The following is a 13,336-nucleotide window of genomic DNA, read 5'->3' on the forward strand; positions in this document are numbered from 1 at the left end:
CAAGACACGAAGTTTTTGTTCCGTATTTAGTTTAAGAAACTATTCACCATAGAGCGCGCAGAGGTAAACAATTCAAAATTTATAATTCAACATTCAAAATTACCCTTTTCCGCCCGCGGTGGCAGCCGCAACCCGCTGTTAAGCGAAGCTCTTAAACTCATCCCATTTCAATTCTGACCATTCATAATTATCCTTTCCCTTACTGCCCCTCTCCCCCCTTATTTCGGTGGAGGCAAACGCAACTTATCTAGGGGACTTGTCACGTTGGATTTATGCTTGCCCATGACATGCGTATAAATTTGCGTTGTATTCACATCATTGTGCCCCATTAACTCCTGCAAGGTTCTTATATCATAACCATCCTCTAGCACATGAGTCGCAAAGCTATGGCGTAGGGTATGAATTGTTGCGACCTTCGCAATCCCTGCCGCTCGCAGAGCCTGCTTATATGGCCCACTTAAATAAGACGACAACACATGATGCCGGCGAATTTTATTGGCTCGTGGGTCATTGGATAAAACATTGGCAGGAAAAAGCCAAAACCAGCCCCACTCTTTCCCCGCATTGGGATATTTATTCTCTAGTGCCCCAGGTAAATAGCAGCCCTCTACCCCATTCGAACGATCCTCATCATAGATCTCTCGTATTTTCTTTAAATGTTCATGTAACTCTTCTACCAGACTTTCTCCTAGGGGAACTTCACGATCCTTATCGCCCTTGCCACTTTTTACCGTTAAGCACATGCGTTCCATATCCACATCCTTCACACGCATGCGATAGGCCTCACTATGCCGTAAACCACCCCCATAAATCAATCGAACCATCAACAAAGGCACCCCTTCCATCTTTGCCATGATCTTACAAACTTCTTCGCGAGTGAGGACTAATGGCAACTTGCTCTTTCGTATTGCTCTTAGAGTCTGCGACAAATCTCCCACTTCTTTTTCTAAAACATAACGAAAGAAAAATACTAAAGCATTGAAAGCTTGGTTTTGAGTAGAAGACGCCACATTTTTTTCAACCGCCAAATGACTCACAAAACGACTCACATTCTCGCCACTTAATTCTTCGCCTTTCACGAAAACCAAGTAACGTTGAATCCAGCTGCAATAAGCCTGCTCAGTCTTGTAACTCTTTCTCTGCAAACGCATCACTTCAACTAATTTAGCAATGAGTTCTGCCAAAGCTTGATCGTCTGCCCCACTCACTTGTCTAGCTTGAGGTACCGACACATCAGTTTTTCGACGCCAATAAATATAATGCCTCACGGCTTTGCCCGCTTGTTCAACTTGCCAATCTTCATGCGATGATCGCAAACGAGTTTCATACCCTGTCAAAGATTCACTCTGCCAGGGCTCGATATTTTTAGACTTACAAAACCTAGCAAAATCCTCTACCCAATGACAATAATACTTGAGCTCCTTTTCCTTTACCCGCTGACCCTTTAAATAGGCCTCAAAATCCTTCATTTTTGCCATCATTCATCTCCATACCTTTCCATTTAATTTCAAATCACTCAATCAAAAAAACATTTCCGCCCGCGGTGGCAAACGCAACCCGCTGTTAAGCTAAGCTCCCCTACAAACCGACTCAACACACTGCTGACAACTCACATTCAAATTACCCTTTCCCTTCTGCCCGTCGATGGCTGGCAAGCCTCGCAGGGATGGGGACAGCGTCCCTAAACTCCCGACTCAACTCTTCCCTGGGATCGCTGAGCTCCTGCTCGGCAGCTCCTTCAAAAAAACTTCACTTTATAAATTATCTAAAGGACTACGAATCCTCCGTTTATTGAGCTGCGTTAAATCATTATAGATCATGGTTTGCCCCACTTTTTGATGTCCTAATAATTTCTGTAACGTACGTATATCTCCCCCACCTTCCAAATAGTGCACCGCAAAACTATCTCGAAACGAGGCTAATTTAAAAACTCCCTTGTGCCCCATCTCATCGAGAACTTGACTGAATTTCCGTCGCAAAATTCGATCACTAAAACACTTCCGCTGCAGCTTCAAACCTTGTTGATTACGATGTAGATCTAACGCTGGAAATAAATAGTAAGTCGACCAATCATCCGCAACCCCCAATTTATAATCATTCTCATAAAGTTCCTTGACCCATTTGAGATGATTTTTGAGTTCTTTGTGCAAAATAATTGGAAGAAAATTAACGCGCTTCACTTTCCCTGAACCATCCACAACTCGTATAACTTCTTCACTAAAGTCTATATCACCCACACGAAGTTTGTATAACTCTCCACTCCTAAGCCCACAACCATAAAGCATTTTAACCATGACGAATTCTACACCATTTAATCGACTAAAAATTTCACTGATCATTTCTCGACTCATAATCATTGGCAGCCGAGTTTTCTTGCGTGCGCGCAAAGCTTTGCTTTCTTCTCCCACACTAATAAACAAAACTTTTTCATAAAAGTAATTTAAGGATGTGATTGCCTGATTTTGAGTATTTACTGACACTTGATCTTCTAACACAATTTTATTGACATAAGCCCTAAAATCATCAATCCCCCAACCTTTCTCCCTGTCACTCCACTTTAAAAATTTATTTATCCAAGCTGAATAGAGACATTTTGTTTTTTCTGACTTAGCATCACCCTGTAAAACTTCTTTAAATTTACTAAGCAAATTTTCAAAGAGTATTTCTTTCTTTCCCTTTCGCCAATACATATATTGACGAATGGCATCTTCTGATTGAACCACTTTCCAATTGGCATTCAAACGCCCATTCTCTAAAAGATAATTCTGAAGACTTTCCTCCGCCCAATAATCCAATTGGCGGTCATCGCAAAATTGCGCATACTGCCTCACCCAAGCAAGGTAATAACCCGCCTGCTGTGTCGTCAATCCAATTGACCCCAAATACTTTTTAAACCCTTCCACCTTTCCTCACTCTATTTTTTTAGGCAAAATATCGGAGATGTCCGCTATTTTGCCTTTTATCCATTTCCAAGCTCAAAATCCGTAAAAATTTAGTCCTTTAAAATTCACAAAACAAGCTTTTTACCATTTTTGGTCAAATTTCGGACAAGTAAGTGCTAACCATTTAGGATAATTATCGGACATGTCCGATAATTATCCTAAAAAGTTATCATTTACATAAATCCACCTTCTTGAACTGCGCTTTCACTTGAAAGATTTACAGCGCAATACTAAACTAAATCACATTAAAACTGGAGAGGAGTTTTCATAAGCACAGATAAAATACTTACTTTTTACACTCATGCCCACGGCATTTGTGATGCGGAGCCTGCCTTGCCCAACTCAACTACCACAACAAATTCAACTAAAAACATCAAGCCCAACATCATCCACATATCGCCCAAAAACCCTAGTCCGAAAATGACCCCTTTTTCAAAAAACCGCCCCAAAACACCAAATCCCAGCAAAAAACAGTCATTTACGACCACTGGTCGATAATAACAATGTTGTACTAAAAAACAATTAAAAAAACATACTAAGAATTGTAAGCTAAGCTCACATGTATTATTTACCTAAATAAGGTAGGTAAAAGGTATGAAACAAAGGACAGAGCATAGTGTAGGAGAGGTTTTCGACGATTTGGTCAAGCTTACGAAGCCACACACGGATTGCAAAAAGAGCAACGAAAAACATTACAAGATATAGCTATGTGCCGAACTGCCTACCTTGGAGGACATAAGGAAATATGCTGTAAATGCGGAAATGAACGGCCAGTCTATAATTCATGCGGAAACACCAACTGTCCAATGTGTCAGGGTATACGCCGAAGAAGATGGTTAAAAGACCGATTAGATGAATTATTACCCGTATCTTATTTCCATAGTATTTTCACCCTGCCTCATGATCTGAACCCGATAGCAAGATTTAACCAAAGAGAGATTTATAACTTACTCTTCAGAACTGCCGCAGACACACTGCTTTATCTGAGTCAAAAATATCATGATGCGACTCCCGCAATTATCGCCACACTTCATACTTGGGGTCAAGATTTATGTCTCCACCCTCATGTACATATTCTGGTCACAAGTGGGGGAATGAAAAAAGATGGGACATGGAAAGCTGGAAGAAACGACTACTTATTTGACGTTTTTGAAGCCTCAGAAGAATTCAAAAAAAGGTTTCTCCGAAAACTCAAAAATCTCAACAAACATAAGAAGTTAGTGAATGCGCAAGGCTTCCCTGAAATATATAAAATCATCGAAGAGAAACCCTGGGTCGTGAATATTCAAAAACCCTTTTCAGGTGCTGAAGTTGTTGTCGAATACTTGAGTCGTTATGTTTATCGAAGTGCCATCGCTAATGGTAGAATTACAGCAGTTGAAAATTCATTCATAAGTTTTGATATCAAAGATTATAAAGATTTGGACGAGAAAGGAATTCCTCGACATAAAGATATCAGAATGAAACCTCAGGAATTCATCAGAAGATTTATGCAGCATGTACTACCCAAAGGATTTCGAAGATCAAGGTTTTATGGCCTTTTTGCAGGAGCTCAACGAACCACAAGTAAGGAATACTGTAAGATACTCTTTGCTGAACTACTCAAAGAATTCACCGGTAGCGAACGATTCAAAGAAGATGCTTGGCAACCCAAAGTCTGTGATTGCTGTGGCTACAGTGATTTTAAACGCGGCCAGGATATCCAGAATGAGAGACCTCCTCCAATACTCTTTCACTATCAGGGGAGAAGGTTACATGCATAAGAAACGAATCAGAGAGTCAACAATCCCTGACAAGAAGTACTTGATGCCGAAGTCGATAAAAAGAGCTCTTTATAAGGTAATGAAGCCTCTAATAGATGAAAATTTAGAGCCACATAGTTTCGAAGCCCGCCTAGACAGTAAAAAGCACCTGATCACAGCATCAACTACACCCATATTAACTTGTTCAACAAAACAAAAACAGTTAGTTTAGCACCATAGGGAAAGGAAATATGGGATCATCAATAATTGAAATAAAGTACAACAAATCGTTGGAACTGAGGTTCTCGCTTAGGCTCGAACACAGCTCAACTCGAACGTTAGACTAGAATAAAAAATGAAAAAATATTACTCAATAAAATGCATTTTTGTATATGAACCCGAAGACTCTGAATACCTTTACAGGTATGAAGAACGGATAACGCTTTGGCACACAAAAGATATGGATGAAGCAATTAAACTAGCTGAGGAAGAAGCCACACAATATGCGAAAAAATCTAATAGTGAATATATAAAATATTGTGTCTCACATAAACTAGATGAAAAATATGGCGAAGGTAAGTCAGTCTATTCAACCAAAAGAAACTCAGATTTAGAGCCTGAACAATATTTAGATAATTTTTATGATACAGGAGATGAATGTATAATTAGTGATGATCCTATTGGTGAATTGGAGAACTGTCTAGATTACGAACAAACTCTTCTAAAAGCTCTTGAGATGAATAAACGAAAAATCAAAAAATTGAAAACAGAAATATAACACAAAGTCTAACCAAAAAATCGAACTGATATTTTCGTTTTGAATCAAATTTTAAATAGAAAATACAGCTCATTTAGGTCGTTCTACATGAATAAAATAAAGGATAGAATTTGATAATGGACACAGGAACTATTGGTGCAATTGCTGGAGCAATAATTGGCTTATTAGGATCATTTATTGGTGTCTATTGCAGTATAAGCCAGAGTAAATCAGAAGATGAACGACAGTATGTTATTAAATCTAGTGTTGTCTTTACATTTGGTGTTTTAGCCTTTTTAGGACTCTTGTTTTATTTACCAAAGCCATATAATCATTTGATATGGATTCCCTATTCAATCTTGCTCCCTATCTCAATTAAAAAGATGAATAAACGAATAGAAGAAATTAGAAATAAAGAAACGAAAATGTAGAACCAAAAGCCGGAAGGAAGATTTTCGCTAAGGCTCAAATCTCCCTCAGCTTAGACGTTCTGCATAAATAAAATATGAATAAATCAGCAGCAATAATAAATAATCAAACGAACTGTTCTGTAGTTCAAATGCCAGATAGAAAATTCCCTGGAATAGTTCTTCAGGGTGATAGTCTAAATATTATTTATTCTAACTTGATGAAAGTTCTTGAACAAACAGAAGGTAAAATTTCAAAAGAAGAATTTTTAATTATTCTAGAACAAGCTGAATTGATTGAAGGTTATTTAAATCAATATGAAAAGTCTCTAGATGAATCATCAATTGAATTACCCTATTCTAAATCATTCAATAAAACGACAAAAGATTATAAACATTACTGGGAATAGAAAAAGCAGAACCAACAAATCGAAGGAAGATTTTCGTTTCACTCAAATCTCCCTCATTTAAATCGTTAGATCAGAATAAAATTTATAAGAATTGATGGAAATTCGCATCTTAAAAAGCAACTCACTTTATTCTTGGAATCACAGAATTAAGCTGAATAAATGCGAACTCAGCAATTCACCAAAAGTGAACGCAAACTGTGCATCAAATACGATTCCAAGTATATGCGGAATCAGCAATAAAAAAGAAAAATTAGTATTATTATCAACACCTAAATCGTACGATTTTATTTCCCAAAGGTCGTGATACGCGTGTATAGACTATTTTAGGCATTACAAAAGGGATGATTTTTCTCCTTGAAGTCCATCTCGTTTATCAATTTGACTCCATTGCTCCAGAGATCAGTTTATGGAGTTTTTCGATCTTCAGATTGTGATTTCTGTGTATTTCATCCATTATTTGGGCGTGAGGATCCTGGCGCTTATTGAAAAGCACCCGTTTTTAAAATGTATATTCAGCAACTAAAGAACAGGAAGAACCCAAGGCGTAAGTGATTTCTCCCATATTTGATCAAATTTCAACTCCCTCATTTTCCATGGGGTAATTTTGAGTGTCAATGAGCGTCCTTTATTAATGATTTTTCCTGCTAAATCAAAAAGTTTACGACGTACCGTAGTGGGGTAGCAGTTCCAAGAAAAACCCGCAATGTTGCGTTTGAAAATCTGAAAGAGATTGAAGGATACAATACCCATTGAGTACCAAAGGGAGTTAGCGTGAAAGTCGAGACATGGCATCCTCTCACTTGCGAAATCTTTAGCTGCACGGTGAGTGAGTTCATCAGCTCCGCGGGAATGATCATAATCAATTATTTCTTGATCGGAGCAAGATTTTACGTCAAGATTTGTAAGGATAATACGACTTTCTAAACCTAATAAAGCTTCGCCATTCTCTTCTGTAGGCCGTAAAAACAAAGCTCGATACGCCATCTCTTTGGGCCAAGATTTACGACGTTCTTGAAAAGTAAGGTAATGCCAAGTACAAGCTTTTTTACGATAGACGCCATCGAAGTTTTCGAGTTTTGTATTGGCATGAATCTTGTGATCTGAATAGCGTTTCCCTGCACAAATAAAGTTGATTTTAAGCGCGTCGCAAGCAGCAAAATCTTTTGATCGTAATAACCACCATCCATTCGACGATGACTGAATGTCTTCTCCAAGATTTTCACGAATCATTGGTACGATTTCTTGTAACATCTCAATAGCAACCCCATCGTGATTTGTTGAGCAATGACCTGATTGGAAATAAGTATCGATATACATGCCGTCCCATATGAGGTTGATTGGGTGATAGCCTTCTTTTTTCTTGTAGGTACATTTTACTCCCGCGCGGCATTTAGCGCCGTCGTTATCGTAGACACTGGAGTCTAGAAAGAGAATGACTTTATTCGGATTTTTAGCTTTGAGCGCACTAAGAAAAACCCTGCGGATTAAAGGACGAATCATCTCAACATCTACTGTATAAGCTTTGTGAAGGATTCTTTTTAATGCAGCCGTACCTAGAGCAACTTCACAGCCTAAAAGTTTTTGCCAAGCTTCGTTTTCCTTCAGCGTATCAAAGGTGTTTAAACTACTTTCACGACCGTCCGCAAAAAAGAGTACAAGCTGTAAAAAAGCTTCTTCAAGCTCTATGCCTTTCTTGCTTTTTCTTAGATCTTTAAATACCTGTGCGAGCTCATCACAAATACCTGTGCCATTAATGAAATTAACAAAAGGTGCTAATCCTGCTTGAGAACTTAAGCAGTTTGTGGTGATTCCAATTTTTTTGATTTTTCTTCGACATTCTTTCTTGGATTTTCTAGTTTTTTTGATTTTCTTGGGCATCGTAAGTACGTGGTTTTTGGGTTGAGGTTTTTTGGTCGAAGCTAATTTAACCCAAACTCCACTTTTCACCCACCCAGTGAAGCTTTTATACACAATTCGTACTTCTTAGGCAACAGTAAAAAAGAAAAATTAGTATTATTATCAACAGTAAAAAAGAAGAGATCTAACCATTAGATGCACCTGATACTCTCGTACCTCGAGCACAGGTGATCTAGGACGTTCGATAATAAAATGAAAAACTTACAAACATTAATCTGTGCATTAACGATATGTATTTATTTAAGTATAGGGCTAATTGGATCTATTTTAGCAAACCCATTAACACATAACTATAATAGTGGTAACCCAAATGCAGGATTAACGGAATTTGTACTTGTTTTTTTCGAACAAAATCAACCTTTATTTTTCTACACCATCACGCCGTTTGTTATCTGCATGAGTTTATTTTCATTAATTTCTCGAACAAACATAAAAATCTCTAAGTTATTTTGGTATTTTTATCTAACTCAAATTTTAGTATTTATTTTGTACCTAGTTACAATTATTTTTTCTTTTGCTATTAACGAAGTGTCATTGATGCAAAACATGTATTCTGAACGACCAAAGGAACTTAATCAAATGACTATTATTTTATTTATAGTCAATCTAAGCTTTATAATTGCAAGCTATCCTATATACAAACTAAATCGAACAAGTGAATCGAAGGAAGATCTTCGCTAAGGCTCGATCTCCCTCATTCTAGTCGTTAGATCAGAATAAATTTAAAATATATTTTATCTTATTACATCATCTACTTAGCGACTCACTTTATTCTTGGAATCACAGAATTAAGCTGAGTAAATGCGAACTCAGCAATTCACCAGAATTCAACGCAAACTGTGCATCGAATACGATTCCAAGTAGATGCGGAATCAGCAAATAAAAAGAAATAAAAATCTAATTATCAACAGTAAAAAAGAAAAGATCTAACAAACGGATCGATCTGATACTTTCGTTATGAGTCAAATTTTAGATAGAAAGCACAGATCATCCTCGACGTTAGATCAGAATAAAATTCATAAGAATTGATAGAAATTCGCATCTTAAAAAGCGACTCACTTTATTCTTGGAATCACAGAATTAAGCTGAGTAAATGCGATGTCAGCAATTCACCAAAAGTAAACGCAAACTGTGCATCGAACACGATTCCAAGTATATGCGGAATCAGCAAATAAAAAGAAATAAAAGTCTAATTATCAACAGTAAAAAAGAAAAGATCTAACAAACGGATCGATCTGATACTTTCGTTATGAGTCAAATTTTAGATAGAAAGTACAGATCATCCTCGACGTTGTACTAAAAAACAATTAAAAAAACATACTAAGAATTGTAAGCTAAGCTCACATGTATTATTTACCTAAATAAGGTAGGTAAAAGGTATGAAACAAAGGACAGAGCATAGTGTAGGAGAGGTTTTTCGACGATTTGGTCAAGCTTACGAAGCCACACACGGATTGCAAAAAGAGCAACGAAAAACATTACAAGATATAGCTATGTGCCGAACTGCCTACCTTGGAGGACATAAGGAAATATGCTGTAAATGCGGAAATGAACGGCCAGTCTATAATTCATGCGGAAACACCAACTGTCCAATGTGTCAGGGTATACGCCGAAGAAGATGGTTAAAAGACCGATTAGATGAATTATTACCCGTATCTTATTTCCATAGTATTTTCACCCTGCCTCATGATCTGAACCCGATAGCAAGATTTAACCAAAGAGAGATTTATAACTTACTCTTCAGAACTGCCGCAGACACACTGCTTTATCTGAGTCAAAAATATCATGATGCGACTCCCGCAATTATCGCCACACTTCATACTTGGGGTCAAGATTTATGTCTCCACCCTCATGTACATATTCTGGTCACAAGTGGGGGAATGAAAAAAGATGGGACATGGAAAGCTGGAAGAAACGACTACTTATTTGACGTTTTTGAAGCCTCAGAAGAATTCAAAAAAAGGTTTCTCCGAAAACTCAAAAATCTCAACAAACATAAGAAGTTAGTGAATGCGCAAGGCTTCCCTGAAATATATAAAATCATCGAAGAGAAACCCTGGGTCGTGAATATTCAAAAACCCTTTTCAGGTGCTGAAGTTGTTGTCGAATACTTGAGTCGTTATGTTTATCGAAGTGCCATCGCTAATGGTAGAATTACAGCAGTTGAAAATTCATTCATAAGTTTTGATATCAAAGATTATAAAGATTTGGACGAGAAAGGAATTCCTCGACATAAAGATATCAGAATGAAACCTCAGGAATTCATCAGAAGATTTATGCAGCATGTACTACCCAAAGGATTTCGAAGATCAAGGTTTTATGGCCTTTTTGCAGGAGCTCAACGAACCACAAGTAAGGAATACTGTAAGATACTCTTTGCTGAACTACTCAAAGAATTCACCGGTAGCGAACGATTCAAAGAAGATGCTTGGCAACCCAAAGTCTGTGATTGCTGTGGCTACAGTGATTTTAAACGCGGCCAGGATATCCAGAATGAGAGACCTCCTCCAATACTCTTTCACTATCAGGGGAGAAGGTTACATGCATAAGAAACGAATCAGAGAGTCAACAATCCCTGACAAGAAGTACTTGATGCCGAAGTCGATAAAAAGAGCTCTTTATAAGGTAATGAAGCCTCTAATAGATGAAAATTTAGAGCCACATAGTTTCGAAGCCCGCCTAGACAGTAAAAAGCACCTGATCACAGCATCAACTACACCCATATTAACTTGTTCAACAAAACAAAAACAGTTAGTTTAGCACCATAGGGAAAGGAAATATGGGATCATCAATAATTGAAATAAAGTACAACAAATCGTTGGAACTGAGGTTCTCGCTTAGGCTCGAACACAGCTCAACTCGAACGTTAGAACAGGAATATACAATGACGATAATTATCCCAACAATATTCTTTATCATTGCATTAATCTCTATTTATAACAAAAAACGAAACGCTTCATTAATTGCGGTATCCGCATTATTTATTTCTATTTATTTGCTGAATATGCAAAATACAGTTCATCATGGTTATCAACACAGTGCTTCAATTAAAGCATTTTATAAAATTTCGGAAGAATTAAAAAAACAAAACGTACAACCAGTAATTGAGTCAATTGATGAATCTTTAAAGATTAGTTGGGAAGAGCAGTCTGGAGATAAATTTATTGGTTATATGATTGATGAAAGAATTAAAAAGAAAACAAAAGAAATTGAGAAAGAAAAAGTTCTAACCAACGGATCGAACTGATGACCATGCTACGCATGGACATCAATCCGATCCGTAGTTAATTCACAGCTCATCCTCAACGTTAGTTTGTAATAAAATTAAAAATAAATTGTAGAAATGAGAGTCCAAATAAATCGCAGATGCACGAATTTAGAATTATCTGAATTAAGAGAATTTTAGAACAAAACTAGATCTGAATTATTTATCTCAAATAATAGAATTTTATAAATATAGAAACAAGAAATAAAAGACAAAAACTAACAAACGGATCGATCTGATACTTTCGTTGTGAGTCACAATTTAGATAGAAAGTACAAATCATCCTGGACGTTAGTGTAACACATAATGAAAAGTCCGCATAAAAGAATTATTCTAAGCAGTATTCTGATTCCCATAATTGGAACTATTCTTACTATTTCTTCAGGAATTTACACAAGTATATCTGAAGGAGAAGAAATCATTCTAATTGAACGTCTAGAAGGAATTCCTCTATTACTAATTTTTGCATACTTCTTTGTAGGTTGTCAAAGTGTTCTTTTTTCTTTAGCCCTAGAGCTGGTAATACAAAACAGAATAAAGGTCGAATTTCAGTTTTATATCATATCTACAATCTTAGGTTTTTTATTAGGTATGAGTTTACTTCATATATATTTCGGAATAATTGGAGCAATTACGGGATTAATAATTGGAGTAATTGTACGAACTAATTATCTAAAACACAAAACACTAACCAAGGATCGGAGTGAATACTCTCGTACCTCGAGTATCACTCAATCCAGACGTTAGACTAGAATAAATAATATGAAACACAAAAGCACATTACTTTTATCCACAGTATGGATCGTATCCAGCATTTATAGAATCAGAGGATTTTGGGAAGACACAATATGGTTTATTAAATTTGGAGAATTAGACTCTAGAACATTACCAATGATCGAAAGTTCAAAAGTATGGAATGCAAGTCATGGAATCACACTATTAATTGGTATAATTGTATTTAGTATTTTTGGAGTCAACAGTGCTCTCCAAATAATGATAGAAAGAAAAGAAAATGAAAAAGTCTAACCAGAAACTGGAGTTGATACTTTCGTTGTGAGTCACAATTTAGATACGAAAGTACAAACTCAGTTTAGTCGTTAGACATACACAAAATATGATTAAAAACGAATATTCAACAAGAACACCTTTCATACTCATGATTGGATTAATATTCTTTTGGGGAGCCGTTGCTGTATTTCACTATGGAACTAGTAACTCAAAAATATATGTAATTATTTTTTTGATAGTTCTATCAACAATTTGTTTATATAAATTCATTGTTCCTTGGAAAGCTCATGGTCATATTTCCACAAATGAAATAACATGGTCTGATGGCAAGAAATTAGAACAAATATTAAAAAACGAAATAAAAGATATCACATTCAGTTTAAGAGGTGAATCATCTGAAATGATTATTCGAACTACAGGAAAAAGAGTAACAATAAATGAACCTTTTTGTTACTTTGGTGATCTAAATAAAGCCATTAAATTCTTAAAAGAAAACGGATATAAAATAATAGAAAAATAGTCTAACCAGAAACTGGAGTTGATACTTTCGTTATGAGTCAAATTTTAGATAGAAAGTACAACTCAGTTTAGACGTTAGACAATAATAAAAAATGAAACCTACTACACAAAAACAATGGCTTATACTTGGAGCCATATTCATAACACTTCCATCAACTGTATCACTTTCATATGGTCTTATACACAAAACTCACATGGCTATTCATTACCCGAATTCCTCAAATATAGGAGTTTTACCGTTTTGGGGAACAATGATTTATTCCTTATTCTCAATATGGAAAATGACATATTATTCACTTATGAAAAAAGTGGAATCTAAGAGTTCCCTAAAAAAACATACACGTATAATGTGGATCGCTCCTATAGTAA

The 13,336-nt window shown here is 36.3% G+C and carries 13 protein-coding genes and 1 pseudogene; 11 read left to right on the top strand and 3 right to left on the bottom strand.

Translation table 11 applies throughout. The features are described from left to right. Positions 1 to 218: 218 nt before the first annotated feature. Together LNTAR_RS11895 and LNTAR_RS11900 are read right to left on the bottom strand one after the other, a co-directional pair. On the bottom strand, positions 219 to 1,481 hold the full coding sequence (locus LNTAR_RS11895; RefSeq protein ID WP_238527759.1) for an integron integrase: 1,263 nt from the start codon (positions 1,479 to 1,481) through the stop codon (positions 219 to 221). A 273-nt stretch (positions 1,482 to 1,754) separates the two neighbouring features. After that, on the bottom strand, positions 1,755 to 2,903 hold the full coding sequence (locus LNTAR_RS11900) for a tyrosine-type recombinase/integrase (RefSeq protein ID WP_007278960.1): 1,149 nt from the start codon (positions 2,901 to 2,903) through the stop codon (positions 1,755 to 1,757). 633 nt (positions 2,904 to 3,536) lie between these two features. On the opposite strand from LNTAR_RS11900, the pseudogene LNTAR_RS26650 reads away from it, so the two are divergent. From LNTAR_RS26650 to LNTAR_RS11925, 5 genes and pseudogenes are all read left to right on the top strand, one after another. Then, positions 3,537 to 4,705: pseudogene (locus LNTAR_RS26650) on the top strand (IS91 family transposase). After that, positions 4,698 to 4,916 carry a hypothetical protein gene (locus LNTAR_RS11910; protein ID WP_007278963.1) on the top strand — a complete coding sequence of 73 codons (219 nt, stop codon included), beginning with the start codon at positions 4,698 to 4,700 and terminating at the stop codon, positions 4,914 to 4,916. The pseudogene LNTAR_RS26650 and the gene LNTAR_RS11910 overlap by 8 nt, the downstream one beginning before the upstream one ends. 123 nt (positions 4,917 to 5,039) lie before the next feature. Beyond that, a complete protein-coding gene (locus tag LNTAR_RS11915; RefSeq protein WP_007278964.1) occupies positions 5,040 to 5,462 on the top strand; it encodes a hypothetical protein in 423 nt (140 codons plus the stop codon). 116 nt (positions 5,463 to 5,578) lie between these two features. Beyond that, a complete protein-coding gene (locus tag LNTAR_RS11920) occupies positions 5,579 to 5,872 on the top strand; it encodes a hypothetical protein (RefSeq protein ID WP_007278965.1) in 294 nt (97 codons plus the stop codon). 74 nt (positions 5,873 to 5,946) lie between these two features. Then, the gene (locus tag LNTAR_RS11925; RefSeq protein WP_007278966.1) at positions 5,947 to 6,258 is read left to right on the top strand and encodes a DUF6959 family protein; all 312 of its coding nucleotides are present in this window, start codon (positions 5,947 to 5,949) and stop codon (positions 6,256 to 6,258) included. 519 nt (positions 6,259 to 6,777) lie between these two features. On the opposite strand, the gene LNTAR_RS11930 is transcribed toward LNTAR_RS11925, so the two are convergent. Further along, positions 6,778 to 8,229 (bottom strand): IS1380 family transposase, encoded by a 1,452-nt coding sequence (locus tag LNTAR_RS11930; RefSeq protein ID WP_007278967.1) that lies wholly within the window; start codon positions 8,227 to 8,229, stop codon positions 6,778 to 6,780. Positions 8,230 to 8,367: 138 nt separating this feature from the next. On the opposite strand from LNTAR_RS11930, the gene LNTAR_RS11935 reads away from it, so the two are divergent. The 6 genes from LNTAR_RS11935 to LNTAR_RS11965 all read left to right on the top strand — a co-directional run bounded on the left by LNTAR_RS11935 (position 8,368) and on the right by LNTAR_RS11965 (position 12,968). Continuing rightward, the gene (locus LNTAR_RS11935; protein WP_007278968.1) at positions 8,368 to 8,856 is read left to right on the top strand and encodes a hypothetical protein; all 489 of its coding nucleotides are present in this window, start codon (positions 8,368 to 8,370) and stop codon (positions 8,854 to 8,856) included. A 698-nt stretch (positions 8,857 to 9,554) separates the two neighbouring features. Next, positions 9,555 to 10,724, top strand: a complete 1,170-nt coding sequence (locus tag LNTAR_RS11940) for an IS91 family transposase (protein ID WP_052607318.1) — start codon at positions 9,555 to 9,557, stop codon at positions 10,722 to 10,724. Then, the gene (locus LNTAR_RS11945) at positions 10,717 to 10,935 is read left to right on the top strand and encodes a hypothetical protein (protein WP_007278963.1); all 219 of its coding nucleotides are present in this window, start codon (positions 10,717 to 10,719) and stop codon (positions 10,933 to 10,935) included. The genes LNTAR_RS11940 and LNTAR_RS11945 overlap by 8 nt, the downstream gene beginning before the upstream one ends. Before the next feature lie 124 nt (positions 10,936 to 11,059). Continuing rightward, positions 11,060 to 11,422, top strand: coding sequence for a hypothetical protein (locus LNTAR_RS11950; protein WP_007278969.1), 363 nt, complete (start codon positions 11,060 to 11,062; stop codon positions 11,420 to 11,422). Positions 11,423 to 12,202: 780 nt separating this feature from the next. After that, positions 12,203 to 12,466 (top strand): hypothetical protein, encoded by a 264-nt coding sequence (locus tag LNTAR_RS27550; protein WP_007278971.1) that lies wholly within the window; start codon positions 12,203 to 12,205, stop codon positions 12,464 to 12,466. A gap of 88 nt (positions 12,467 to 12,554) precedes the next feature. After that, the gene (locus LNTAR_RS11965; RefSeq protein WP_007278972.1) at positions 12,555 to 12,968 is read left to right on the top strand and encodes a hypothetical protein; all 414 of its coding nucleotides are present in this window, start codon (positions 12,555 to 12,557) and stop codon (positions 12,966 to 12,968) included. Positions 12,969 to 13,336: the final 368 nt, after the last annotated feature.

The organism is Lentisphaera araneosa HTCC2155, from assembly GCF_000170755.1.
GTDB lineage: Bacteria > Verrucomicrobiota > Lentisphaeria > Lentisphaerales > Lentisphaeraceae > Lentisphaera > Lentisphaera araneosa.

Bases quoted from the DNA above. Each gene is read 5' to 3' on its own strand.
- LNTAR_RS11915 (WP_007278964.1), top strand. From the start codon at position 5,040: ATGAAAAAATATTACTCAATAAAATGCATTTTTGTATATGAACCCGAA.
- LNTAR_RS11965 (WP_007278972.1), top strand. From the start codon at position 12,555: ATGATTAAAAACGAATATTCAACAAGAACACCTTTCATACTCATGATT.
- LNTAR_RS27550 (WP_007278971.1), top strand. From the start codon at position 12,203: ATGAAACACAAAAGCACATTACTTTTATCCACAGTATGGATCGTATCC.
- LNTAR_RS11910 (WP_007278963.1), top strand. From the start codon at position 4,698: ATGCATAAGAAACGAATCAGAGAGTCAACAATCCCTGACAAGAAGTAC.
- LNTAR_RS11945 (WP_007278963.1), top strand. From the start codon at position 10,717: ATGCATAAGAAACGAATCAGAGAGTCAACAATCCCTGACAAGAAGTAC.
- LNTAR_RS11925 (WP_007278966.1), top strand. From the start codon at position 5,947: ATGAATAAATCAGCAGCAATAATAAATAATCAAACGAACTGTTCTGTA.
- LNTAR_RS11920 (WP_007278965.1), top strand. From the start codon at position 5,579: ATGGACACAGGAACTATTGGTGCAATTGCTGGAGCAATAATTGGCTTA.
- LNTAR_RS11895 (WP_238527759.1), bottom strand. From the start codon at position 1,481: ATGATGGCAAAAATGAAGGATTTTGAGGCCTATTTAAAGGGTCAGCGG.
- LNTAR_RS11950 (WP_007278969.1), top strand. From the start codon at position 11,060: ATGACGATAATTATCCCAACAATATTCTTTATCATTGCATTAATCTCT.
- LNTAR_RS11935 (WP_007278968.1), top strand. From the start codon at position 8,368: ATGAAAAACTTACAAACATTAATCTGTGCATTAACGATATGTATTTAT.
- LNTAR_RS11940 (WP_052607318.1), top strand. From the start codon at position 9,555: ATGAAACAAAGGACAGAGCATAGTGTAGGAGAGGTTTTTCGACGATTT.